A 23,190-nucleotide genomic window follows, 5' to 3' on the forward strand; every position below is an offset into this window, starting at 1 on the left:
ATCGGTATGCCATACCGCACGGAGACGGACATGAACCGTCGCACGTACCTGAAGCTGACCGGCGGGGCCAGCGCCGTCGGACTGACCGGCGTCGCCGGCTGTCTCGGCGACGGCGGGGACAGCACTACGATCACTCCGGGCACCGCGCCCGGCTTCCCGCCGTTCGAGATGCAGGAAGACGGCGAGCTGATCGGCTTCGACATCGACCTGCTGGAGGCCGTCGTCGGCGAGACAGGGTACGAACTGGGCGAGTGGGCAACCTTCGAGTTCGACTCGCTCATCCCCGCGCTCACCCAGAACGAAGAGATCGACGTGATCGCGGCCGCGATGACGATCACCGAGGACCGCCAGGAGACGATCGCCTTCTCGGACCCCTACTGGGAGTCCGATCAGGCGATCCTCGTGCGGGAGGGCGGCGACTTCCAGCCGTCGACGTGGGAGGACTTCGAAGGCGTCAGCGTGGGCGCGCAGTCCGGGACGACCGGCGCCGATCAGGTCCAGTCGAACCTCGTCGACCCCGGGCTCGTCGCCGAGGACGACTACCGCACGTACGGGAGCTACGTCCTCGCGGTCGAGGACCTCGAAAACGAGAACATCGACGCCGTCGTCATCGACACTCCCGTCGCGGAGACCTTCGCGGCCAACCGGGACGTGACGATCGCGTTCATCGAGGAGACCGGCGAGGAGTTCGGCTTCGGTCTCCGGCAGGGCGAGTCGGAGATCCAGTCCGCGCTGAACGACGGCCTCGCGACCGTTCGCGACGACGGCACGTACGAGGAGATAACCAACACCTGGTTCGGGCAGGAGTAGGATGTCGGACCCGGGGACGCTCGCGCTCGCGGCGGTCGCCAGCGCTGCGACCGATCTCCCGACGGGCGACGTACTCGCGACGCTCGCGTCCGTCGGCGAGTCCGGTGACTGGTGGTTTATCGGCCAGCCCGCCGACTGGGAGTTCGTCTTCGGAAACGCCGACTACCTCGGGATCGGCGCCCTGCTCACGATCGGGCTCACGATCGCGTCGATCCTCCTCGGGTTCCTCGTCGGGTTCCCGGCGGGCGCGGTCGAGGTGTACGGCGACGGCCTCCTCGAACGGGCCGTCAGCACGGTCGGCGTCGTGCTCCGCGGGACCCCGATCGTCGTGATCCTCATCGTGATGTACTTCGTCGTCGGCGTCCCTCAGATCAACCTCGGAATCGCCTCGATATCCTCGGCGATGACGGCCGGGATCATGGGGCTCGGACTGCGCAGCGCCGCCTACCAGTCGCAGATATTCCGAGCGGCGCTGTCGAGCGTCGACGACGGACAGCTCGAGGCCGGACGCTCGCTCGGGCTCTCGCGGTTCGAGGCGGTCCGACACGTCGTCGTACCGCAGGCCCTGCGTCGGTCGATTCCGGGCTTTCAAAACGAGTTCACGATCGTGTTGAAAGACACGAGCATCGTGTTCGCGATCGGGCTCGCGGAGCTGCTCACCCGAGGGTACAACCTGTTCTCGGAGCAGACGACCGCGGTGCTCGAAGTTATCCTCTTCATCAGTGCAATCTACTTCGTTCTCACGTTCACGACGAACCGCGCGCTCGACTACCTCGGCGACCACTACGCGATCCCGGAGGGTGAGTCGGCGTGAGTGACGACGACTTCCTCCGCGTGACGGACGTCTCGAAGTGGTACGGCGACGAGAAGGTGCTCGACGAGGTCTCCTTCGAGATGGACCGCGGCGACGTGACCGTCCTGATCGGTCCCTCCGGCTCCGGGAAATCGACCATGCTGCGGTGCGTCAACCGGCTCGCGGAGGCGCAGGAGGGGTCGATACTGCTGGACGGCGAGGAGGTGCTCTCGCCCGACCTCGACGTTGACGAACTCCGCCGCGAGGTCGGGATGGTGTTTCAGGGGTTCAACCTGTTCGCGCACCTCACCGCGGTCGGAAACGCCGCGCTCGGCCCCCGCCGCGTGCTCGGGCTCTCGGAGTCGGAGGCCCGGGAGCGCGCCGAGGCCCAGCTGGAACGCGTCGGGCTCTCCGACCAGTTCGACTCCTATCCTGCGGAGCTGTCCGGGGGCCAACAGCAGCGGGTCGGCATCGCCCGCGCGCTGGCGATGGAGCCGAAGCTGATGCTGTTCGACGAGCCGACGAGCGCGCTCGATCCGGAGCTCATCGGAGAGGTGTTGGAGGTGATGCACGGGCTCGTCGAGGAGGGGATGACGATGCTCGTGGTCACCCACGAGATGAGCTTCGCCCGCGAAGTCGCCGACGAGATCGTGTTCCTGGACGACGGACACGTGATCGAACGCGGCCCGCCAGAACAGCTGTTTGATCACCCCGAGGAGGAACGGACCGGCCGGTTCCTCGAACGGATCACGAGTCACGACTGATGGCGAGCGCGACGAGACCCGCGGCGATCCGAGAACGCGTGGCCGACTCCGACCGCTCGGTCGGTCGGCTCCTCCTCGTCGCCGCCGGCGCGCTGTTCTGGGGCTGGCTCGTCGTGAGCTGGATCAACCGGTGGCTCGGCGGAGTGATAGTCCCGGTCGGCCAGCCGCTCGTCCCGGTAGGGGCCGTGGAGGCGGCTTTCGGGGCGATCCCGGGGCTCGCCGCGTACGCTGCCGACGCCGGCTTCGTCGTCGAGCTCACGCCGGTGCTATCTCGGGGGACGTGGCTCACGGTCGTGATCACCGGCGTGAGTCTCACTCTCGGTTTCATCATCGCTGTCCCGCTGGCCGTGACTCGCGTGTACGGTCGGTTCTCGGCGTGGCTCTCGCTGGGGTACACAGAGCTGTTGCGCGGCACTCCACTCCTGGCGCAGCTGTTCGTGCTCTACTACGGGCTCAACCTCGCGAGCTACGTCCCCGGTGCGGTCTCCGGGGTGTTCGCGCGGGACGTGGTGTGGGTGGCGATCCTCGGATTCACGCTCAACGGGGCCGCCTATCAGGCGGAGTACATCCGCGGGGCCTTAGAGAGCGTCGAGGAGGGTCAGATCACCGCCGGCCGCGCGATCGGCCTCTCGAAGCTGGAGACGATCTACCACGTCGTGCTTCCGCAGGGGCTTCGCTACGCGATCCCGTCGTGGACCAACGAGTTCGTCTACCTGATCAAGTACTCGTCGCTGGCGGGCTTCATCACGGTCCCCGAGCTGTACTACCGGACCAACCAGGTCGCTTCCGAGACGTTCCGATACACGCTCATCTTCGTCGTGACCGGGATGACGTACCTCGCCTTGGTCCTCACCGCGTCGAAGCTGATGGAGCGCGTCGAGGACCGCGTCTCGATCCCCGGGCTCGGGGCCGAGCGGGAGGAGTGAAGAGAGAATTGTCGATCGACAGTTCCAATTGAGGCATGTCGTGAGGTTATGGCCTCGTTGCGTCCGGAACGCGAGTCAACCGGACGGAAGGGTACAGGGAAGCTGATGGTTATCGGCGTGATTGCTCCGACTTCGAGGACTCTTTCCGACTCTCCATCACTTCCCGGACAGCCACGAAAAGCACTGATCTGTTGGCATATTCTAGCGAGCATGCTGAATACAGAGCGCGTATGTCATGCTAACCGAGGTTTAAAGCGTGATAGCTAGCGCCTGGACAGTACAGTAGCCCTATTGGTCAATGTGATGGACTGCTTCGGGAGACAAGAGCCGGTCCGTGGGCGACGCAACCCACCCATTCGGGAGAACACGAACCTTACCCTAGTGAAGCACTTGCTCCTGTTTGAAGTCGCCGTACGCAGTCGCGCTTTCGTAATGAATATCTCTTTTACTAATCCTCCCGGAAGTACGAATCATGTCTTCGCCTGACGATAGCAAGTCCTCCCAAGTCGCGACCCGGGCGAAACAAACCGGGCAATCTCTGTACTCGCGCGCATACAATTCGCTGATCACGGGTGTCGCGATCATGATCCCCGTCATCGTGACGCTATACATTGTCAGCATCGCGATCGGATTCGTTCGGAACGCACTGGACCCGCTTATTCGGATCCTAAGATGGGCCGGTGTCATCCAGCGTATTGAGTCGGGCGGATTCGTCCAGCTGCTCATCGAAATCGGGATCTACGCCGACGTTGTGGCGTTCGTTTCCGAACTCATCGCGATCGCGGTCCTTGTGCTCGTTATCGCTATCGTCGGGGTTGTGGGACGCAATCACTACGGTCAGCGGGTCGTGGATGTCTTCGATCTCATGTTGTCCTCAATCCCGGGCGTCGGAACAGTGTACAAGAGCTTTCGGCGGATGGGAGACGTAGTTCTTGACGAGCAGGGCGACAAGTTTCAGGAGGTGAAGCTCGTCCAGTGTTTCGAAGAGAACGTCTACGTGCTCGGGTTCAAGACCGGCGACGCTCCGGTAACGATTGAAGACTCAACCGATCACGAGGAGATGGTCTCAATGTTCCTGCCGTTAGCACCGAACCCAGTGACTGGTGGGCTGTTAACGTATATTCCTCAGTCGGACGTGTATGACATAGACATGACCATTGAGGAGGGGGTTCAAAGCATTCTCACGAGCGGTGTTGCGACCGACAAAGGAGCCTCGGGGACCCTCAATATCGGTCTTGAAGACTTACAGAGTTCACAGCGATACCAAGACATTCGTAGCGCGGTGGTTACGACCGACTACGACGATGACGACATAGAATAAATTGAGGTGATCATGACGCCCTGCGAACGGTTTGCTATATTGATTATGTATATTCAGCACCCTCTTCTTGTCAGGTGAAGAGAGCCCCACCGGTTCAATCTCTAATTTAAATTGAGGGGGTGCTCGCCAACTGGGCGAGAAGGACCTGCATCTCGCCATACCCTTATCACGGTTCCCTCCGCACGCGAGTTCATGAAGTGTCAGGCGTGCGGACGTAGTGACTCGATGGAATACAACTGCAGTCGATGCGGCAGGACGTTTTGTGTCAACCATCGACTGCCCGAGAGTCACGACTGTCCGGGACTCGAACTCCAAAAGGCCCAGCGTGCCGACCGGAGGGCCGACGGCGAAGAAGTGCCTTGGTTCTCACAGGAGGTTGACTTAACCGATCCTCCAGGAAGGTCCAGTTCAAGCGCTATTAGAACAGTAGCGCAGATCGTCCTCGTCTTGTTTATTCTCGCGGTGATCGGCGCGCTCGCATGGACCTTGATCTAGCATCCAGCGCTTTCGTTGTTTAGGCCACCTTTCGATCCCGTCCGACTCTCCACCAGTTTTCGGACGGAGCACGCAAACATTCAACCCTCGAAGTCGGTGACGACCTCGACGCCGCGCGCGTCGTACTCCTCCATCGCGGCGAGTCGCTCGGAGACCTCCGAGAGCGCCAGCTCGTCGCTCACCAGCGCGGCGGGGTCCACGTCGGTCGCCTCGACGAGCGCGAACAGGTCGTCGTAGCTGGTCGGCGGCATCCCGCGCGATCCGACGAACGACACCTCCCAGCGGGTCATCCAATCGGTCGGCAGCGACACCTCGCCGCGCTCGGCCTCGGTGGTCAGCCCCACCTGCACGTGGGTTCCGCGCGGGCGCACGGACCGGACGGAGTTGCGGCACGTCTCGGCGATCCCGAGCGCGTCCATCGACACGTCCGCCCCGCCGTCGGTGAGGGTCCGAATCCGGTCCGGCACCGCCTTTTCGTCGCCACAGAGGTCGTTCGGATTCGCGACCTCGTCGGCCCCCAGGTCGCGAGCGAGCGAGAGGGCGCCGTCGTCGACGTCGACGGCGACGATCCGCGCGCCGAGCGCGTCGCCGAGTTGGACCGCCGAGAGCCCGACGCCGCCACAGCCGTGGACGGCGAGCCACTCGCCGCCGCCGAGCTCGACTCGTTCCGCGAGGGCGTGATACGCCGTCATGTACCGACAGCCGAGCGCGGCCGCGGCGGTCGCGTCGAGCCACGGCGGGCGCTCGACGAGGTTGTAGTCGGCGTCGGGCACGGCGACGCGTTCGGCGAACGCGCCGGGGGCGTCGGGCTCGAACCCGAGGGCGCGCCCGTCGTCGCAGACGTTCCCGTGTCCTCGCCGACAGCGCGGACAGGTGCCGTCGCCGAGCGAGAACGGGACGACGACGCGGTCTCCCGGCGTGAACCGGTCGACCGAATCGCCGACGGCGATCACCTCGCCGGCGGGTTCGTGGCCGAGCACCTGTCCGCGGGGGACGCGGTCGTCGGCCCACTCGCCGTGGCCCGCCCACGCGTGCCAGTCGCTCCGGCAGACGCCGCAGGCGGTTACGCGGATCAGTGCGCCGTCGGGACCGGGATCCGGTTCTGGGATCTCGCGGACATCCAGCGGTTCGCCGTACTCGCGGAGGATCGCCGCGCGCATACGGACACCACGTCCCGGCAGAGATTAAAACCGCGTTCCGCGCTCGGCCGATGTCCGACACGTGACGGTTATGTGATGTAAGCGGACGCGATCTGATGTGCGGAATTTGTTTTCAGCCATATATAGCTCTATTAATGGACTTGAACCATGTATTACGTAATCAACTCATCGAAAAATTCTCTAACAGAACTGATATTTGAGAAAGGTTTATTATTATACAGTAAGGTGTATCGGGTGTGACGCAGCCGATGGATTGTCGGCCGGGCCTCGCGTATCGGCGGCCGGACGGCGATCCGACCCAACTCGTCGTCGAGGCCGCCGGCGAGTCGCGCCTGAACCCGGAGGCGCTGCCGCGGTCCGACTGGCTCCGCGTCGTCGCGGCGGACGACAGGGACCCCCTCCGAGACGCGCTCGCCGACGGCACGGTCGACGTGACGTATCGGATCACGATCGACGGCGACTCCGAGTGGGTCCACGAGCTCGGCTCCCGCGACGAGAACGGCGACGTCGTCGGATACCTCTTCCCCGCGGACGAACGGGTCCAGCGCCGAAGACAGCTCGAACAGCAGCGGGAGCGGCTCGAAGAGTTCGCCAGCGTGGTCTCTCACGACCTGCGGAACCCGCTGTCCGTCGCGGTCGGAAACATCGAACTGGCCCGAGATCTCGACGGCGACGCGACCGTCGAGCGGTTGGACCGCGCCCACGACGCGCTCGACTACATGGACGACCTCATCTCGGACCTCCTCGCGCTCGCCCGCGAGGGCCGATCGGTCGAGGAGACCGAGACGACGGACCTCCGGGCCGTCGTGGACCAGGCGTGGCGGACGGTCGGCGCCCCGGGGGGCGTCGCGCTCGCCGTCGCCGACCCGCTGCCGGCGATCGAGTGCGATCGGAGCCGGCTCCGACAGGCGTTGGAGAACCTCTTCCGCAACGCGATCGAACACGGAACGGAGGAGACGCTTCCCGTCGGCCCCGTCGAACAGAGCGACGGAGGGTCGACCATCGGCCCCGAGGCGTTCAGGGGAGACGCCGCCGCTCCACTCGATTCCGACGACTCAGATCCCGGTATCTCAGACGCCGAACGCGAGGCCGGTGGTTCGGAGAGCGCGCCCGATCGGGAGCCCTCGCTCCGGGTGTTCGTGGGACGGCTGCCGAACGGCTTCTACGTCGCCGACGACGGCGTGGGGATCGAGCCGTCGGAGCGCGACACCGTCTTCGAACCGGGCCACTCGAGCGACAGGGACGGGACGGGGTTCGGACTCTCCATCGTCGAACGCATCGCGGAGGCCCACGGCTGGGAGGTCTCGGTGACCGAGAGCGAGGCCGGCGGCGCCAGATTCGAGTTTGTCGGCGTCGATCTCGCCGACCACGAGGGGACCGACGAGATCGACGCCGCACCGACCGAGCGCGTCGCCCCCGAATCGACCGGGCTCGACCCGGCAGGCGGGTCTGAGCCGTCGCCGAGCGAGTGACACCCCGCAGCGACCGCTCCCTCGTGGCCGGTGTTCCGTTCCCGTTCGCTTAGACGAAGTCGCTCAGTCCCGCCTGTCCGTCGTCACCGTCGTCGGTACCCTCGCCGGTAGCGGCGCCGTCGTCGCTGTCCGTCCCCTCGTCGATAGCGGTACCCTCACCGACGGCCCCGCTCGCCGGAGCGTCTCCGTGTTCCCCGCCGTCGCCGTCCGGTGAATCGGACTCGTCCGCCCCGCGGCGACCGCCGGCGAAGGCGCCTTCGGCGTGGTCCTCCATCCGCTCCTCGCGGAGCGCCTGCGCGTCCTCGACGATCGACTCCACCTTGTTCGTCGACTCGCCGGAGCCGGTGACGAAGGCGACGCCCGCCTCGTCGAGGTCGTAGGCGGCCGCCATCGCGACCGTCAGCTCGCGGGGCTTGCAGTGGTGGGTGACCGCCCGCAGGAACGGGAGCACCTCGCGGCGCGCGGTCGCGACGCTACACCCGCTCTCGGCGGCGATCCGTCCGACGACTTCGTCCGCGGTCGCGTCGGAGGAGCTCCAGAACTGCGGGCGGCCGTAGCGCGTCCACCCGCCCTTTTCGCCGTCGCGCGCGGCGGCGACGCCCGCGGCCGCGTTGTCGGTGGCGTAGCGCCAGTAGGTGTAATTCTGGGTGGCCCGGACGCGACCGAGCCACACGTCGGCGTTCGCGAGGAAGTCGTACGCGCGCACCGCCTCCATCGGCTCGTACACGTCGAGGACGTTGTTCTCGATCCATTTCGTGAGGTCGTCTGGCGTCTCGTCGACCGCGTACGCCGACTGGAGGGCCTCCTCCGCCGACTCCTCTTTGAGGACCGCGTCGAGGAACGGGAAGAGCCCGAGCGCCTTGTCGCGGTCGCCGGTGACCACGTCCTCGACCGCGATCGAGTCGCGCCCCTCCGTGGCGGCCTGCAGGTCGTTGATCGCGCCGCGGAGGTCGCCGCGGTTGCGCTCGGCGATCCGTTCGAGCGCGTCCGACTCGAACTCAATCGACTCCTTCCGGCAGACGTCGCGGAGGACGGGGACGATGGAGCGCGCGGAGACGTCGCGGAACTCGATCTCCTGGGTGGCGTCCCGGAGCCCGCGCGCCATGTCGTAGTAGTCGTTGGCGATGAGAACGATGGGCTGGCCCGACTCCTTGACCAGTTTCGTGATCGCCGAGGCGCCTCCGCGGTCGTAGTTGCCGTGGATGTTGTCGGCCTCGTCGAGGATGACGAGCTGGCGGGAGGCCGTGTCGCCGCCGGCCGCGCCGCCGCCGGCCGCGCTCCCGCCGAGGGTGGCGTTGCGAGCGGCCCGCCCCGCGAAGCGCTCGATGACGTCGGCGGTGCGCTGGTCGGAGGCGTTCAGTTCGACCGTCTCCCACCCCATGTCGTTCGCGAGCGCGTGGGCCGCGCTCGTCTTCCCGACGCCCGGACTCCCGTGGAGGACGACGGCCTCGCGGTGGTCGTCCCACGAGCGCGCCCACTCCGCGAACGCGTCGCGGGCCTTGTCGTTGCCGCGGACCTCCGAGAGCGTGCTCGGGCGGTACTTCTCCGTCCAATCGGCCATTACCGGAGCAAGGAGCGAGCCGCGTTTAGTGGTTGCGGAGGCTCACTCGCTGTGGCCTTCGGCGAGCCGGATCCCGCAGTGCGGCCGTTCGGTCGCCGGCGCTCCCGTCGATCGACACTGCCCCGTGTCCGCGGCTCGGGACACTGCCCCGTGTCCGCGGCTCGGCTACGCGTCCTCGTCGGACGGCGGTCGCTCCGAGAGCCGATCGAACCGGTCCTGTGCCGCCTCCGATCGGGACTCCGTCCGCTCGGGCTCGTGCGAGGCGGACTCGATGCGCCCGTCGTCGAGCGTCACCGAGAGGACGGCGTCGGCGTGCCGCCCCTCCGACGGGAGCTGCGAGACCTCCAGAACCGCGTTCCCGACATCGGCGCCGTCGCGCTCGAAGAACACGGTCGCGAGCCCGTCTTCGACGTTGTCGACGACCGCGGTGTACTCGCCGTCTGGGAGTTCGATATCGGTCACTCGTAGCTCACCTCGAGGACGTGTTCCCCGTCACCGTCCGAGAGTATCACCGTGTCCCCGCCGTTGTTCCAGACCGGGGAGCCCGACCCCCAGTACAGATCGGTGTCGGTGTCCGTGCCGCTTCCGCTCCGAAGCGTCACCGTCGCGCCCGCGTCGAGCGTGAACCCCCCCGGGAACTCGTAGCTGTGTGCCGCCTCGTCCTCGACGGTCCACCCGGAGAGGTCGATCGGCTCGTCGCCCGCGTTCTCGAAGACGACGTACTCGTCGTTGAGGTTCTCGCGGTCGTCGCCCTCGGCGTCCGCGTTGATCGCGGCGACCTCCAAGGCCGCGCCCGAAGCGGCCGATGTCGTCTCGTTCTCTCCGTCGGCACCGTCCGCCTCGTCGCCGTCACTTCCGGTTCCGTCGCCCGCAGTCTCATCGCCGTCGCCTCCGGAGCCGCCATCGACCGGACCGCCGCCGAGCCGGGCGCGTTCGACGACGTCGCCGCTCGTACCCAGTTCGATCGGGTCGCCGTCGCGGAGCGCGAGGGGGTCGATGGGCGCGTCGCGCTGCGTCCGTACGGAGACGCCGCTCCCGTCGCTCACCAGCACGATATCGCCGTGCGTCGCGGTCCAGTACGTCGGGATCGACCGGTCCGAAAGCCGCCGGAGGACCTCGTCGTGCGGGTGCCCGTACTGCGAGTCGTAGGCGCTCGAGACGACGACCGCCCGCGGGTGCACCGCGTCGAGGAACGGTTCGCTCGACGAGCTCGACGAGCCGTGATGGCCGGCCTTCAGCACGGTCGACCGGAGCTCCGTGCCGTACGCGTCGATCAGGTACTCCTCTTGGTCGTCCTCGGCGTCGCCGGAGAGCAGGAAGCTCGTCTCGCCGTGCGTGAGCTTCAGGACGATGCTGTTCTCGTTGCGCGCTTCGCCTTCGAGGTACGGATCGGGCGGCCCGAGGACGTCGACGTCGACGTCACCGAACGAGATCGCGTCGCCCTCGCGCGTCTCGTACAGCGGCACGTCGTACTCCTCGACCGCGTCGAGGTACTCGGCGTAGGTCTGCGTGCTCGCGGCGATACCCGGGTCGTAGATCGCACCGATCCCGTCCGCCTCCGTCTCGTAGTGTTCGATGACCGCCGCGTTACCGCCGATGTGGTCCGCGTCGTTGTGCGAGGTGACGAGGTGATCGATCCGGGTGATATCGTGTCGCTGGAGATACCGTAACACGTGCTCGCCGTCGTCGTTGTAGTGACCCGTGTCGACGAGCATCGTCTCCCCCTCCGGTCCGACGACGAGCGTACTGACCGACTGGCCGACGTTGATGTAGTGGAGTTCAACGGTTCCGTTCGCCGTCTCGACCGTCGATCCGTCGCCCGTGTCCGGCTCCGTCGGCGTTTGCTCGCCGGGGACGACGCCCGCACAGCCCGCGAGGAAGACGATCCCCACTATCAGGAGGATCCGTGACACACCTCCCGTTGGTTTCATGTTCTGTAAACGTTCTACACGGACAAAGAGATACGGATCTGTTACACTGTCCTCGCACCTGTGTTCGCCGTGTCGTGAGCTGAAGAGTTTGGTTCCACTACTGCGGCCAGTCCTCCCGTTCGTCCCTCTCTTCCGTATCTAACCCTTCGGGGAGGCGATCAACGGCAGGCCCAGCAAGATTGTAGCCAAGATGCCACGCGACGACCTCGCTGTCCAACTGTTCAAGCCGAATATCGATCTGTGACTCGTGTTCACCATCGATAAGACACGAGCCACCCCCCGAAAATCCGCACTGGGTCCCGCGCGAGTCGAACGTGACTGTGTAGTGTGCATCAGCCGCCGAGTTAACAAGGGCGTATTCAAACGCACCCTCTGACTGATAGAAGTCAAGCGCCTCTTCGATCTCATCCAGAGCATCGTCCGGAACAGAGCCGCTTGAAGACCGGACGTGGAACTTCACCGACCCGAGACTTTCAAACACATCGTAGCTCTCACGCATCACTGCACCCGGCTCCTCACCGTGTTCGAGGCCGTGCGTATGACCGATCTCATGGATCAACGTGTCTGTTACAACCGGATTCGGAGTCCGAGGATCGACAGAGAGCCGAACCGGATCGTCTACGTTGGATCTGACCAGATCCGCACAACCTAGGTAGCCAGTATCGATTTCGGTTCCACACGTGCCTACAGCCTCAAACGTGAGCACTTTGTCGGCTTGAGTTTCGCTGTCGACTAGATGATATTCAACTTCGTAACCAAGGTACGCCTCGTCATTTTCTTCCCAATAAGAGATGGCCTCAGACACACTCTCGTTCAACTTTCGGTCCGTAGCGCTATCGTCAACGTACAGGTCTATGTCCGTCGAACCGTATGGACTTGGGTGATTGATACTGAACTCCTGTTCGACAAACTCGGCATTTAACGTCGCCTGTATTACGTAATCACCCTCTGGATACCGCAGTCGGCCCGTTTCAAACTCGACTTCGATCGTCTCACCAGCGTCAAGTTCGATCGCTTCGGAAACGAGCTGTCGATCGCGAAGCATCACCGAAAGGTTGCCAGCACCAGATTCACCTCCGGCATTCTCGACGCTTACGGAGCCAGACTGTGTCTGATTGTAAGTCATCAACCGGTCGACCTCGATCTCGGATATCACGAGATTCGCTTCTGGTTGGGTTTCCGATTTCGGATCGGTGTCTGAGTTAGATTGATTTACCCCGCTTACTTCCTCTCCCGGATCGGTTACGTTAGCGGTTCCATTCTCACCGGGACCTGCTATCCCACCGCAGCCAGCCAACAACACGACCGCGGCCACGATGAACAGATAGCGCGAACGCATACCGACAATTGATAACAGCTATATTTAAAATATGTTTCTGACTGTGGACAAATAACCATCTCTTCCGCTCGATTCTGGTGACGATCCGCGGATCCGAGCGTTACGAGTAAACCGGCATCGCGGTCGGGGGCACCCGGATCGTGGGAGGATCCATAATTCCGTCTCTTCCGAGGCCCGCTGCCGGACGCCGCCGACACCTGGTTCGAACTCGGTGCGCATGCGCTGTTCTCAGACGGTGCGCGCGGTCGTCCTCATCGCCGAAAACTGCCTGAAATGTTTCTGATACGTGGGTCCCGCAGTTGAGACAGCGACCGGCGTCGTCGGAACCGCTGTTTTGGCGGTTCATAGCGCACCCCCGTATCCGTTTTTCGGAGTGTAGAGGTGGCTAAGGCTGCTGTTTACAGCAACCAGTAAAATTTCTGATGGGACCGCTGAGAGTCGAACTCAGGTCATACGGACCCCATCCGCATAGGATACCACTACCCCACGGTCCCTGTCTGCACGCGGAAAAACGAGAGTCCGGTAATTAAGGACTTCGTTTCAGTCGTCGTCCACCCAGCGCGACGGCCTCAGACGAGGACGCGCTCCAGCGAGACGACGACCCCCGACTCGGCGTCGGGATCGCCGACCAGCCGTCCGAGACAGACCGCGGCGCCGTCGGGCGTGTGGCAGGCGACGAGCGGGGGGCCGCGGCCGGCGTCGTCGTCTTCGCCTCCCTCGTCCGGGGTCGGGTCCGCGTCGATGACGCCGGGAGCGTAGACGGGCGCGCCGGTGGCCACGTTGCGTGCGGCGGAGGGCGCGATCGTGACCGACGGGAGGTGGACAAGCGCGTCCTCGGCGGGGCGGACGACCTCGCGGAGGAGCGTGTCGTCGCCCTCCTCCGCCCACGCGAGCGCGTCGACGAGGTCCTGTAAGGGACGTAGGTCGCGGTCGTCGAACGGGTCGGTGGCGGTGCGGCGGAGGTGGCCCATGTGCGCGCCGACGCCGGTCGCGAGGCCGATGTCGTGACACAGCTTCCGGACGTACGTCCCGGACTCACACCGGATCCGGAGGAGCGCCTGCCGGTCGTCGACCTCCAGCACGTCGAGGTCGTGGATCGTGCGGGTCCGGAGCCGGCGGGTCACCGCGCTCTTGCGCGGCGGCTTCTGGTAGATCTCCGCCTCGAACTCGGCGACCACGTCGCGGAAGTCCGCGGGGGGCGACCCGTGGAGTTCCACCACCGAGACGTACTCCTTGCTCCCCTCGAGGAAGACCTGCGCGGCCCGCGTCGCGTCGCCGGTCAAGGTCGGGAGACAGCCGGTGACCTTGGGGTCGAGCGTCCCGGCGTGGGCGACGCCGTCGATCGGGGGGCCGTCCGGGTCCAGCGTCGCCAGCGACTCGTTGATCGCGTCGCGGACCCACGCGGAGAGCTGGTGAGAGGAGGGGCCGGCGGGCTTGTCGACGTTGACGACGCCGAACCGGAGCAGCTCCGGGACCGAACGCGCTTCTGGCGGGGGACGGAGGGGGTCGTCCTCGCCGGGGTCGGTAGCCGAGTCGTCGCCGGGGTCGGTGTCGTCGGTGTGTCGGGTCATGCGGGGAGTGTGGAGAGTGGGATTCGGCGCTAGAAGTCGTAGCTCACGCCCTCGATCGGCGCCTTCCCCTCGTCGGCAGCGGGGTCGTACGCGTCGATGGTCGCGACGAGGACGTCGATGAACCGCTCAGGCCCCCATCGGGCGGTGTTGTACGCGGCGTCGTAGATGGAGAGGTCGTCGATGTCGATATCGTAGTACTCGCGGTACCGCTTCTTCTCGGAGGCCTCGCGGCGCTGGGTCTCGGCCTTCGCGCGGTCGACGGACTTCGCCTCTCGGTCGGCGATGCGCTCGGCGCGGGTCGACACCGGGGCGTCGAACCAGAACCGGAAGTCGGCGTGATCCGCGGAGAGCCACCCGGCGAGCCGCGACTCCAACACGAGGTCGTCGCGAGTCGTCGCGATCTCGTGGAGCCGCCGGTCCAGGTCGCGGTCGATCTGGGGGTCCTCCTCCGCGAACTCGTTGAACTCGACGGGCGTCATGTCGTGTTCGGCCGCCATCTCGCGGAAGATGTCGCCGCCGGAGACGTGATCGAGGCCGAGTCGATCGGCGAGCCCCGCGGCGTTCGTGCTCTTCCCGCTCCCAGGCGGGCCGGAGACGGTGATCAACATATCGCTACTGCGCGGGTGCCGTTCAAAACGGTTGTCGTTCGACTCGCGGGGAGTGGGGAAGAGCGTCAGCGAGACGCCGCCGAACGGCCGGCGCGGCCCTACCGGTCCCGGGTCGCGGCGGTCATCGACCAGACCGCGACCGCGCCGAGCAGGACGGCCGGGACGAGCGGCAAGGCGAGGTACGTCGCGAAAAACGAGAACCCGAGCGCGCCCGCCGCGTACGGGTACACGTAGATGATCCCCGGGATGACGAGGACGCAGGTGAAAAGCACCGCCGTCAGCGCCCACCCCTTCCGACCGAAGCCGTCGGCTTCGGGATGGGCCTCCCGGTCCTCGTCGGTGCCTTTCCCACCGGCGGCGCCCTCGCCGGCGACGTGGACGTAGCCGCCGTCCGCGCTCTCGCCCGCGTCGCCGTCGGATTCAGAGCTCACTGTCGGGTCTAACCACCACTTTGCCAAAGCCCTCACGGTTCTCGATCATCTCGTGTGCGCGAGCGGCCTCGCTCATCGGGAGCGTCTCGCGGACCCGCGGCTCGAACGTGCCGTCCCAGACGAGCTCCAGCACGTCGTCGACCTCGCCGGGGGTCGCCATCGTCGAGCCGATCACGGAGAGCTGGTTCCAGAAGATCCGGTTGAGTCCGGCGTCGGGGTTCGGGCCGGTGGTCGCGCCGCAGGTGACGAGCCGACCGCCCTTCGCCATCGACTTCAGCGAGTCGGGGTAGGTGGCCTCGCCGATGTGGTCGACGACGACGTCGACGCCGCGCCGACCCGTCAGCTCGGCGATCTCCTCGGCGAAGTCGTTCGCCTCGTAGTCGATGACGTGGTCGGCGCCGCAGTCCTCGGCATGCGAGAGCTTCTCCTCGCTGGAGGCGGTCGCGAACACCTCGCAGCCGGCGTGGTCGGCGATCTGCACCGCGGCGTGGCCGACGCCGCCGGAGGCGCCTAAGACGAGCACCTTCTCGCCGGCCTCGATGTCGGCGCGACTCTGAAGCATCCGCCACGCGGTCTGGAAGACGAGCGAGGCGGAGCCCGCGACCTCCCAGTCGACGCCCGAGGGGACCGGGACGAGGTTCTCCGCGGGCACGGCCGCGCGTTCTGCGTGGACGCCGCGGACGTGCTCGCCGATGATGTGGAACGACGGGCAGAGCGACTCCTCGCCGTGCCGGCAGAACTCGCACTCGCCGCAGGAGACGCCCGCGCTCACCGCGACCCGGTCGCCGACCTCGAAGCGCGTCACGTCCTCGCCGACGGCCTCGACGACGCCGGCCGCGTCGCTGCCCGGGATGTGAGGCATCTCCAGGTCGATGCCGGGCATGCCGCGCCGGGTCCAGATGTCGAGGTGGTTCAACGCGCCGGCCTTGACGTCGACGAGGACCTCGCCGCGGTCGGGCTCGGGGTCGGGGAACTCGCCGTACTCGATCACGTCGCGGTCGCCGTGGGAATCGAACTGGACGGCCTTCATGCTCGGACCCTCCCGCGGCATCCACTAAACAGTACGCCAAACGGAACTCGCTCCGGCGTCCTCGCGCTCACGCCCGACTGGGACTCGTCGTCCACGCCAACGGCTTCGTCGTCCACGCCAACGGCTTCGTCGTCCACGCCAACGGCTCACACCCGTGCGAATCGGACGCATCCGCCCCGAGCCTTTCGTGATGTTTAAGTACCGAAAGGGGGACCATACGGATGCACGAACTGCAGGGGCGCCGGGCCCCGAGTCCACGAGGGCGATGATACGACGCGAGTTGCGGTAGCCAAGCCTGGCCCAAGGCGCAGGGTTGCTAACTCTGTGGCGTCACTGCCTCCGGGGTTCGAATCCCCGCCGCAACGCTCGAACGGACCGAGTACCGCCGGATTCGCGCCGGTAGGCCTCACCACAACCAACACATGAGCACGGAAGAATCACAGGACGACTCGCCGGAGGAGGAGGAAGAAGACCTCCAGTACTTCGTCCGGATCGGGGGCGCTGACCTCGACGGGACGAAGACGGTCGAGCGAAGCCTGTCCGAACTCGACGGCATCGGCACGCGCACGGCGCGGCTGGTCGCCGAGAAGGCCGACGTGGACCGAAACGCCACGTTCGGGCTCCTCGACGAGGATGATCTCGACACGGTGGTCGACATCGCCGAGAACCTCGAAGACCACGTCCCGTCGTGGATGACGAACAGACAGAACGACTTCTACTCCGGAGAGACGACGCACCTCGTCGGCACCGACGTCAACGAGAAGCGCCGCCACGACATCAACCGGATGAAGATCATCGAATCGTACAAGGGCGTTCGCCACAAGCGCGGCCAGAAGGTACGCGGCCAGCGCACGAAGTCCACGGGTCGCTCGGAGGGGACCATCGGGGTCAACGTCGAGGAGATCCGCGAGGAGATGGCGGAAGACGAAGCGGGTGACGAGGAATGAGCACCGGGAAAAACACCAAGGGCTACGAGACGCCGAACCACCCGTACCAGGGCGAGCGCATCGCCGAGGAGTCCGATCTCCTCTCGCGGTACGGTCTGAAGAACAAAGAGGAGTTCTGGCGCGCCCAGTCCGAGCTGCGCAGCATGCGGCGCGAGGCGCGCCGCCTGCTCGGCGAGGCCCAGGGTGACGTCGACGCCGCACAGGAGGCCGGCGCGGAGTTCGTCGCACGACTCCGCCGGATCGGCATCCTCGGCGACAACGACGACATCTCTGCGGTCCTCTCGCTGGACGTGACCGACCTGCTCGAGCGCCGTCTCCAGACGGTCGCCTACCGACAGGGGTTCGCGTCCTCGACCCAGCAGGCCCGCCAGTTCATCGTTCACGGCCACATCACCGTCGACGGCGCGCGCGTCACGCGCCCCTCGGTGAAGGTCGACGTGGACGACGAAGGCGCCATCGCCTTCGACGAGAACAGCCCGCTCGCGGACGATCTCCACCCCGAGCGCGCGGAGTCACAGGAGTAACCAACCATGAGTGAATCCGAGGACGGAAAGTGGGGCATCGCCCACGTGTACGCGTCGTTCAACAACACGCTCATCACGGTCACCGACGAGACGGGCGCCGAGACGATCGCCAAGTCGTCCGGCGGCACCGTGGTGAAGCAGAACCGCGACGAGGCGTCGCCGTACGCCGCCATGCAGATGGCGGAGGTCGTCGCCGAGCGCGTCAAGGACGCCGGCCTGGAAGGCGTGCACGTTCGCGTGCGCGGTCCCGGCGGCAACCTCAACAAGTCCACCGGTCCCGGTGCGCAGGCGACGATCCGCGCGCTCTCGCGTGCGGGCGTCGAGATCGGTCGCATCGAGGACGTCACGCCCATCCCGCACGACGGGACGAAGGCGCCAAAGAACAAGCGAGTCTGACATGACGGAAGACGACTTCGACGTCCAGTACGTCGAACGGGACGATCGCAGCGCGCGGGTACTGATCCGCGGGCTCACGCCGGCGTTCGCCAACGGCATCCGCCGCGCGATGATCGCCGACGTCCCGACGTTCTCGATCGACACCGTTCGGTTCGTCGAGAACTCCTCCGTCATGTTCGACGAGATGATCGGACTTCGGCTGGGGCTCGTGCCCCTGACGACGCCGCTCGACGACTTCGAAATCGGCGACGAGGTCACCCTCGCGCTCGACGTCGAAGGCCCGGCGACGGCGTACTCCGGCGACATCGAGTGCGCTGACCCGCTCGTCGAGGTCGCGGACGACAACATTCCGATCATCGAGCTGAAGGAAGGACAGCGACTGGAGTTCGAGGCCGACGCGGTGCTCGACACCGGCAAGGAGCACGCCAAACACCAGGGCGGCGTCTCCGTCGGTTATCGCCACCTTCAGCGCGTGACCGTCGAGGGCGACCTCGGCGAGTTCGACGACGACGAGCCGCGAATTCTCCGCGGCGTCATCGAGACGCCCGACGGGGATATCGAGCTCACCGACGAGTTCGACAACGATCTCTCGGAGCGGTTCCCCGGGAAGGAGGTCAGCGTCGAGGATGTCCCCGGCGCGTTCGTGTTCCACATCGAGACGGACGGCTCGTTCGACGTCGAGGAACTGCTGCTCCGCGCGATCGACTCCATCGAGGAGCGCGCGGACGAACTACAGACGAAAGTCGCGGTCTAACGTAATGACGGACCTTCAAACCGCACACACGGCGCTCGCCCCTGAACGGAGCTGCGGCGCCGGGACCGAAAGTGGTTTGAAGGGAGCCGGATTACGCAGGAGTGCACGCAGGGATAGCCAAGTCAGGCCAACGGCGCAGCGTTCAGGGCGCTGTCCTGTAGAGGTCCGCAGGTTCAAATCCTGCTCCCTGCACTCCGTTTTCACTAACTCTCCACTTCAGGAGGGACAGCTATGAGTAGCAAGACGAATCCGAAACTACAGAACCTCATCGCCGATCTGAAGTCGGTCTCGCGCGATTCCGGTGCCAACGTGTGGCAGGACATCGCCGATCGACTGGAGAAGCCACGGCGCACGCACGCTGAGGTCAACCTGGGCCGTATCGAACGATACGCGCAGGAAGACGAGACGGTCGTCGTCCCCGGCAAGGTGCTGGGCAGCGGTGTGCTCGAAAAGAACGTCACCGTCGCCGCCGTCGACTTCTCGGGCACCGCCCGCACGAAGATCGACCAGGCCGGCGAAGCGGTGTCGCTTGAACAGTGTATCGAACAGAATCCCGAAGGGAGCAACGTCCGGGTGATCCGATGAGTCTCGCGAAGATCGACGCGGACGTCGTCGTCGACGCCCGCGACTGCATCCTCGGTCGCGTCTCGTCGAAGGTCGCGCAGCGCGTCCTCGACGGCGAGACGGTCGCCGTCGTCAACGCCGAGCGCGCGGTCATCACCGGCAACGAGGAGGCGACGATGGAGACGTACCACACCCGCGCGGAGCTCGGCTCCGACAGCGGGCCGTACTACCCGAAGCGCCCCGACCGGATCTTCAAGCGTGCCATCCGCGGCATGCTGCCGTACAAGACGGAGGACGGCCGCGAGGCGTTCTCGAACGTGCGCGTGTACGTCGGGAACCCCTACGAGCGCGACGAGGACGCCGAGAGCGTCGTCCTCGACGACACCTCGCTCGACCGCCTCTCGAACATCAAATTCACGACGCTCGGGGACATCTCCGAGTCTCTGGGAGCCAACGTCACATGGTAACTAACACCTCAGGCAAGAAGAAGACGGCCGTCGCCCGCGCCACCGTGCGCGACGGCGAGGGCCGCGTTCGAATCAACTCCCAGCCAGTCGAGCTGGTCGAACCGGAGCAGGCGCGCCTCAAGATGCTGGAGCCGTTCCGCATCGCGGGCGAGGAGCTCCGCGCCGACGTGGACATCGAGGTCAACGTCGAGGGCGGCGGCTTCAGCGGCCAGGCCGACGCGACGCGGACCGCCATCGCGCGCGGTCTCGTCCAGCACCTCGGCGACGCCGAGCTGCGCGACGCGTACATGAACTTCGACCGCACGCTGCTGGTCAACGACGTGCGCCAGTCCGAACCCAAGAAGTGGGGCGGACCCGGCGCGCGTGCCCGCTACCAGAAGTCCTACCGCTGAGGTGATCCAGTCATGATGATCCCCGTCCGGTGTTTCACGTGCGGCAACGTCGTGGGTGAACACTGGGAGGAGTTCAAGGAGCGCGCCCGCGAGGGCGACGAGGACCCCGGCGAGGTCCTCGACGAGCTCGGCGTCGACCGGCACTGCTGCCGCCGCATGCTGGTCAGCCACCGCGACCTCGTCGACGTCGTCTCGCCGTACCAGTAATCCATGTCAGAACAGCGATACAATCGGTACGAGAAGGCACGAATCCTCGGCGCGCGAGCGCTGCAGGTGTCCTACGGGGCGCCCGTGCTGATCGACACGGACCAGACGGAGCCCATCCTCGTCGCCGCCGAGGAGTACGACGCGGGTGCGCTCCCCTTCACCGTCCGGAGGGAGTCAAACTGATGACCCGAATCACCGGCATCTCGCTGCGTCGCGTGCTCGACTCGCGGGGGAACCCGACCGTCGAGGCCGACGTGCTCACCGAGTCCGGCGGCTTCGGTCGCGGCGCGGCCCCCAGCGGGGCCTCGACCGGCGAGTACGAGGCGATCGAGCTCCCGGCTAACGAGTCCATCGCGAAGGCCCGCGAGCACGCGGTGCCTCGCCTCGAAGGCGTCTACGCGGGCGACCAGCGCGCCGTCGACAACGCGTTACGCGCCGCCGACGGCACGGACGACTTCTCGGCGATCGGCGCCAACAGCGCGGTCGCGATCTCGATGGCGGCCGCGAAGGCCGCCGCCGACGTGCTCGGTGCGCCGCTGTACCAGCACCTCGGGGGCGCGTTCCGCGGCGAGAACTTCCCGATTCCGCTCGGCAACGTCGTCGGCGGCGGGGAACACGCCAAGGAGGCGACCCACATCCAGGAGTTCCTCGCGGCCCCCGTCGGCGCGCCGAGCGTCTCGGAGGCCGTCTTCGCGAACGCCGCGGTCCACGCGGCGGTCGCGGACGTGCTCGACGAGCGCGGCGTGCCCGCGGCGAAGGGCGACGAGGGCGCGTGGGCGCCCCCGATCTCGGACGCGGAGGCGTTCGAGGTCGTCGAGGAGGCGGTCGACCGCGTCGAGGAGGAAGTGGGCTTCGAGATCCGCTTCGGACTCGACATGGCGGCCGCCGAGCTGTACGACGACGACCGAGAGGCGTACGTGTACGGCGACGAGGCGAAATCGACCGACGAGCAGGTCGAGTACGTCGCCGGCCTCGTCGACGAGTACGACCTCGCGTACGTCGAGGACCCGCTCGACGAGAACGACTACGAGGCGTTCGCGGAGCTGACCGACCGGGTCGGCGACCGGACGCTGATCTGCGGCGACGACCTGTTCGTCACCAACGTCGAGCGGCTCCGCGAGGGGATCGACGTCGGCGCGGCCAACAGCATCCTGATCAAGCCGAACCAGATCGGGACGCTGTCGGACGCGTTCGACGCGGTCGAACTCGCCTCCCGCAACGGGTACGAGACGGTCATCTCCCACCGTTCGGGCGAGACCGAGGACACCACCATCGCACACCTCGCCGTGGCGACCGACGCCGGCTTCATCAAGACCGGCACGGTCGGCGGCGAGCGAACCGCCAAGCTGAACGAACTGGTCCGCATCGCGGACGACGCGGTATGACGGGCCGACACCACGCATGAGCGAAGACAACGACGCGGTCGAACTCGACGACGACGCGGAGACCGAGGCGGTCGACGCGGCGGTCGAGGAGGAGGCCGACACGACCGAGGAACCGACCGCCGACGCGGCTGCCGAGGGGGCGTCCGCTGACGCCGAACCCGAAGCACCCGCCGACGCCGAGACCGACGAGGCCGCAGAGGCCGACGCCGCTGCCGAGGAGGAGGACGCCTCTCCGTTCGACGACGACGTCATGCCCGACGACGACGTCGACCTGCTGATCCCGGTCGAGGACTACCTCTCCGCCGGTGTCCACATCGGGACCCAGCAGAAGACGAAGGACATGGAGCGGTTCATCCACCGCGTCCGCGACGACGGCCTGTACGTGCTCGACGTGAGCACGACGGACCAGCGGATCCGGACCGCCGCGGACTTCCTCTCGAACTACGACCCCGAGCAGATCCTCGTCACGTCCTCGCGCCAGTACGGCCGGTTCCCGGCCGAGAAGTTCGCGGACGCCATCGGCGCCCGCGCCCGTACGGGACGCTTCATCCCGGGCACGCTGACGAACCCCGACTACGCCGGCTACATCGAGCCGGACGTCGTCGTGGTCACCGACCCGATCGGCGACGCGCAGGCCGTCAAGGAGGCTATCACCGTCGGCATCCCGGTCATCGCGATGTGCGACTCCAACAACCAGCTGTCGAACGTCGACCTGGTCATCCCGACGAACAACAAGGGTCGACGCGCGCTGTCGGTCGTCTACTGGCTCCTCGCCAACGAGACGCTCGACCGCCGCGGCTCCGACACCGTGTTCGCCCTCGACGACTTCGAAGACGAACTGTAACCGGCCTTCGACGTCGAGTTCGACTTTTCCGACGCTCCGATTCTCTGGAGCAGCCGCTGTCTCCGCCGTGACAGTGGAACAAATGGATCGGAGAGGCGGTACCGAGTGCGTTAGCGGGAACGCGAACGAATCCGATTCGCGGTGTTCAGAGAAGGTCCGGCGTGTACGGGTACGAATAGACCTGCCCGTCGTTGGCCTTCAGGGTGGCTATCAGCACCAACACGAGGTCGATCAGTCTGATCAGCGGGAGGAGCAGGAAGCCGACGAGTACGACGGTCAACAGCGCCGAGACGACCATCGCGATGAAGACGATCAGCTGGAAGTTAAGCGAGTTTTTCGCGTTCTGTTTGACGAGTTCGTCGTCGTCGTCCGCGAGGATGAGGAACAGCAGCGGCCCCAGAAACGAGGCGACGAGCGCCGACGCGTGCGAGAGCGCGGCGAGCGTCGTGTCTCCGGCGACCGTTTCCACGGGGTTTGCCTCTGTTTGGGTTGACATAC

Annotated in this window: 29 protein-coding genes and 3 tRNA genes; 20 read left to right on the forward strand and 12 right to left on the reverse strand. The window is 66.1% G+C overall.

Translation table 11 applies throughout. The features are described 5' to 3' along the window. Positions 1 to 6 precede the first annotated feature (6 nt). The 6 genes from C471_RS02720 (at position 7) to C471_RS18310 (ending at position 5,109) form a co-directional block, all read left to right on the forward strand. The gene (locus C471_RS02720; RefSeq protein WP_004046431.1) at positions 7 to 810 is read left to right on the forward strand and encodes a basic amino acid ABC transporter substrate-binding protein; all 804 of its coding nucleotides are present in this window, start codon (positions 7 to 9) and stop codon (positions 808 to 810) included. A gap of 1 nt (position 811) precedes the next feature. Beyond that, positions 812 to 1,624 carry an amino acid ABC transporter permease gene (locus tag C471_RS02725; protein WP_004046432.1) on the forward strand — a complete coding sequence of 271 codons (813 nt, stop codon included), beginning with the start codon at positions 812 to 814 and terminating at the stop codon, positions 1,622 to 1,624. Beyond that, complete coding sequence (locus C471_RS02730) at positions 1,621 to 2,367, forward strand: amino acid ABC transporter ATP-binding protein (RefSeq protein WP_004046433.1); 747 nt, start codon at positions 1,621 to 1,623, stop codon at positions 2,365 to 2,367. The genes C471_RS02725 and C471_RS02730 overlap by 4 nt, the downstream gene beginning before the upstream one ends. Next, positions 2,367 to 3,293, forward strand: a complete 927-nt coding sequence (locus tag C471_RS02735) for an amino acid ABC transporter permease (protein ID WP_004046434.1) — start codon at positions 2,367 to 2,369, stop codon at positions 3,291 to 3,293. Before C471_RS02730 ends, C471_RS02735 begins: the two co-directional genes overlap by 1 nt. Positions 3,294 to 3,765: 472 nt before the next feature. Then, complete coding sequence (locus C471_RS02740) at positions 3,766 to 4,614, forward strand: DUF502 domain-containing protein (RefSeq protein ID WP_004046435.1); 849 nt, start codon at positions 3,766 to 3,768, stop codon at positions 4,612 to 4,614. 192 nt (positions 4,615 to 4,806) lie between these two features. Further along, the gene (locus C471_RS18310) at positions 4,807 to 5,109 is read left to right on the forward strand and encodes an AN1-type zinc finger domain-containing protein (RefSeq protein WP_080505522.1); all 303 of its coding nucleotides are present in this window, start codon (positions 4,807 to 4,809) and stop codon (positions 5,107 to 5,109) included. Positions 5,110 to 5,189: 80 nt separating this feature from the next. On the opposite strand, the gene C471_RS02745 is transcribed toward C471_RS18310, so the two are convergent. After that, complete coding sequence (locus tag C471_RS02745) at positions 5,190 to 6,269, reverse strand: zinc-dependent alcohol dehydrogenase family protein (protein WP_004046436.1); 1,080 nt, start codon at positions 6,267 to 6,269, stop codon at positions 5,190 to 5,192. A 248-nt stretch (positions 6,270 to 6,517) separates the two neighbouring features. Here C471_RS02745 and C471_RS02750 point away from each other — a divergent pair, with 248 nt between their 5' ends. Then, positions 6,518 to 7,741 (forward strand): sensor histidine kinase, encoded by a 1,224-nt coding sequence (locus tag C471_RS02750; protein ID WP_004046437.1) that lies wholly within the window; start codon positions 6,518 to 6,520, stop codon positions 7,739 to 7,741. A gap of 49 nt (positions 7,742 to 7,790) precedes the next feature. On the opposite strand, the gene C471_RS02755 is transcribed toward C471_RS02750, so the two are convergent. From C471_RS02755 to C471_RS02795, 10 genes are all read right to left on the reverse strand, one after another. Next, positions 7,791 to 9,302, reverse strand: a complete 1,512-nt coding sequence (locus C471_RS02755) for a replication factor C large subunit (protein WP_004046438.1) — start codon at positions 9,300 to 9,302, stop codon at positions 7,791 to 7,793. A 165-nt stretch (positions 9,303 to 9,467) separates the two neighbouring features. Beyond that, positions 9,468 to 9,764 carry a DUF3006 family protein gene (locus C471_RS02760; protein ID WP_004046439.1) on the reverse strand — a complete coding sequence of 99 codons (297 nt, stop codon included), beginning with the start codon at positions 9,762 to 9,764 and terminating at the stop codon, positions 9,468 to 9,470. Next, positions 9,761 to 11,233, reverse strand: a complete 1,473-nt coding sequence (locus tag C471_RS02765) for a lamin tail domain-containing protein (protein ID WP_239638605.1) — start codon at positions 11,231 to 11,233, stop codon at positions 9,761 to 9,763. The genes C471_RS02760 and C471_RS02765 overlap by 4 nt, the downstream gene beginning before the upstream one ends. Positions 11,234 to 11,330: 97 nt before the next feature. Beyond that, entirely contained in the window at positions 11,331 to 12,572 is a 1,242-nt protein-coding gene (locus C471_RS02770; RefSeq protein ID WP_152421800.1) for a hypothetical protein, read from the reverse strand. A 100-nt stretch (positions 12,573 to 12,672) separates the two neighbouring features. Then, on the reverse strand, positions 12,673 to 12,918 hold the full coding sequence (locus C471_RS18420; protein WP_152421801.1) for a DUF7563 family protein: 246 nt from the start codon (positions 12,916 to 12,918) through the stop codon (positions 12,673 to 12,675). A gap of 77 nt (positions 12,919 to 12,995) precedes the next feature. Next, a tRNA-Pro gene (locus C471_RS02775) sits at positions 12,996 to 13,066 on the reverse strand. A gap of 75 nt (positions 13,067 to 13,141) precedes the next feature. After that, entirely contained in the window at positions 13,142 to 14,143 is a 1,002-nt protein-coding gene (locus tag C471_RS02780) for an RNA-guided pseudouridylation complex pseudouridine synthase subunit Cbf5 (RefSeq protein ID WP_004046442.1), read from the reverse strand. A 29-nt stretch (positions 14,144 to 14,172) separates the two neighbouring features. Then, entirely contained in the window at positions 14,173 to 14,751 is a 579-nt protein-coding gene (gene cmk / locus C471_RS02785; RefSeq protein ID WP_004046443.1) for a (d)CMP kinase, read from the reverse strand. Between the two features lie 98 nt (positions 14,752 to 14,849). Continuing rightward, positions 14,850 to 15,182, reverse strand: a complete 333-nt coding sequence (locus C471_RS02790; RefSeq protein WP_004046444.1) for a hypothetical protein — start codon at positions 15,180 to 15,182, stop codon at positions 14,850 to 14,852. Further along, positions 15,172 to 16,212: a zinc-binding dehydrogenase gene (locus C471_RS02795; RefSeq protein ID WP_004046445.1), complete on the reverse strand. Its 1,041-nt coding sequence runs from the start codon at positions 16,210 to 16,212 to the stop codon at positions 15,172 to 15,174. The genes C471_RS02790 and C471_RS02795 overlap by 11 nt, the downstream gene beginning before the upstream one ends. A gap of 279 nt (positions 16,213 to 16,491) precedes the next feature. Between C471_RS02795 and C471_RS02800 the strand changes: the two genes are divergently transcribed. From C471_RS02800 to rpsB, 13 genes are all read left to right on the forward strand, one after another. Beyond that, a tRNA-Ser gene (locus tag C471_RS02800) sits at positions 16,492 to 16,577 on the forward strand. A gap of 57 nt (positions 16,578 to 16,634) precedes the next feature. Next, entirely contained in the window at positions 16,635 to 17,159 is a 525-nt protein-coding gene (locus C471_RS02805; protein WP_004046446.1) for a 30S ribosomal protein S13, read from the forward strand. Beyond that, complete coding sequence (locus C471_RS02810; RefSeq protein ID WP_004046447.1) at positions 17,156 to 17,683, forward strand: 30S ribosomal protein S4; 528 nt, start codon at positions 17,156 to 17,158, stop codon at positions 17,681 to 17,683. Before C471_RS02805 ends, C471_RS02810 begins: the two co-directional genes overlap by 4 nt. Before the next feature lie 6 nt (positions 17,684 to 17,689). Then, positions 17,690 to 18,079 carry a 30S ribosomal protein S11 gene (locus C471_RS02815; RefSeq protein ID WP_004046448.1) on the forward strand — a complete coding sequence of 130 codons (390 nt, stop codon included), beginning with the start codon at positions 17,690 to 17,692 and terminating at the stop codon, positions 18,077 to 18,079. A 1-nt stretch (position 18,080) separates the two neighbouring features. Continuing rightward, positions 18,081 to 18,833, forward strand: coding sequence for a DNA-directed RNA polymerase subunit D (locus C471_RS02820; RefSeq protein WP_004046449.1), 753 nt, complete (start codon positions 18,081 to 18,083; stop codon positions 18,831 to 18,833). Between the two features lie 107 nt (positions 18,834 to 18,940). Further along, positions 18,941 to 19,025: transfer RNA gene (locus C471_RS02825), tRNA-Leu, on the forward strand. A gap of 39 nt (positions 19,026 to 19,064) precedes the next feature. Beyond that, complete coding sequence (locus tag C471_RS02830; protein ID WP_004046450.1) at positions 19,065 to 19,418, forward strand: 50S ribosomal protein L18e; 354 nt, start codon at positions 19,065 to 19,067, stop codon at positions 19,416 to 19,418. After that, positions 19,415 to 19,864: a 50S ribosomal protein L13 gene (locus C471_RS02835; RefSeq protein WP_004046451.1), complete on the forward strand. Its 450-nt coding sequence runs from the start codon at positions 19,415 to 19,417 to the stop codon at positions 19,862 to 19,864. Before C471_RS02830 ends, C471_RS02835 begins: the two co-directional genes overlap by 4 nt. Further along, positions 19,858 to 20,256 (forward strand): 30S ribosomal protein S9, encoded by a 399-nt coding sequence (locus C471_RS02840; RefSeq protein WP_004046452.1) that lies wholly within the window; start codon positions 19,858 to 19,860, stop codon positions 20,254 to 20,256. Before C471_RS02835 ends, C471_RS02840 begins: the two co-directional genes overlap by 7 nt. Before the next feature lie 12 nt (positions 20,257 to 20,268). Next, complete coding sequence (locus C471_RS02845) at positions 20,269 to 20,463, forward strand: DNA-directed RNA polymerase subunit N (protein ID WP_004046453.1); 195 nt, start codon at positions 20,269 to 20,271, stop codon at positions 20,461 to 20,463. A 3-nt stretch (positions 20,464 to 20,466) separates the two neighbouring features. Continuing rightward, entirely contained in the window at positions 20,467 to 20,646 is a 180-nt protein-coding gene (locus C471_RS02850; RefSeq protein ID WP_004046454.1) for a DNA-directed RNA polymerase subunit K, read from the forward strand. Beyond that, the gene (gene eno / locus C471_RS02855) at positions 20,646 to 21,848 is read left to right on the forward strand and encodes a phosphopyruvate hydratase (RefSeq protein WP_004046455.1); all 1,203 of its coding nucleotides are present in this window, start codon (positions 20,646 to 20,648) and stop codon (positions 21,846 to 21,848) included. The genes C471_RS02850 and eno overlap by 1 nt, the downstream gene beginning before the upstream one ends. Positions 21,849 to 21,864: 16 nt before the next feature. Continuing rightward, the gene (gene rpsB, locus C471_RS02860; protein ID WP_004046456.1) at positions 21,865 to 22,692 is read left to right on the forward strand and encodes a 30S ribosomal protein S2; all 828 of its coding nucleotides are present in this window, start codon (positions 21,865 to 21,867) and stop codon (positions 22,690 to 22,692) included. A 145-nt stretch (positions 22,693 to 22,837) separates the two neighbouring features. Here rpsB and C471_RS02865 read toward each other — a convergent pair whose 3' ends face one another. Beyond that, on the reverse strand, positions 22,838 to 23,188 hold the full coding sequence (locus tag C471_RS02865; RefSeq protein WP_049908932.1) for a DUF4870 domain-containing protein: 351 nt from the start codon (positions 23,186 to 23,188) through the stop codon (positions 22,838 to 22,840). Between the last annotated feature and the right edge of the window lie 2 nt (positions 23,189 to 23,190).

It is taken from the genome of Halorubrum saccharovorum DSM 1137, from assembly GCF_000337915.1.
Lineage (GTDB): Archaea > Halobacteriota > Halobacteria > Halobacteriales > Haloferacaceae > Halorubrum > Halorubrum saccharovorum.